This window comes from Pseudomonas sp. IT-P176 (genome assembly GCF_949767245.1).
Lineage (GTDB): Bacteria > Pseudomonadota > Gammaproteobacteria > Pseudomonadales > Pseudomonadaceae > Aquipseudomonas.
This window is the reverse complement of the sequence record NZ_CATKPN010000005.1, coordinates 1-291: the sequence shown is the minus strand read 5'-3', so window position 1 is coordinate 291 and position 291 is coordinate 1. Positions and strand designations below refer to the sequence as shown.

1 protein-coding gene is annotated in these 291 nt (G+C 65.3%); it reads right to left on the bottom strand.

Going from position 1 to position 291, the window contains the following annotated elements:
- The coding region (locus ACM6IP_RS00025; RefSeq protein ID WP_414860653.1) for a contractile injection system protein, VgrG/Pvc8 family at nucleotides 1–291 on the bottom strand (291 nt) is incomplete at both ends.

Genomic DNA, 291 nt, shown 5'->3' with positions numbered 1-291 from the left:
ATACGAAACTGCTTGCCCCGCGCCAGCAACGCCAGGCGCGGTTGCAGGGTCAGCTCATAGCGGGCTTCATCGGCCGAGCCGGACAGGCGTCGAAAAGCTGTGACCACACCGCGCAACGTGCGCAGGGGCAGGATCACGTCGGGGGCGCTGAAGCTGAACACCGGCACGTTCGACGCCAAGGCGTACAGGCTCAACTGCCCACGCTGGCCGAGCATCTGCGCGGCCTCGATCTCCCCGGCACTGCTGGTGAATTCGATGCGGTAGCTGAACGGCTGGCTGAGCTGCTCTTCA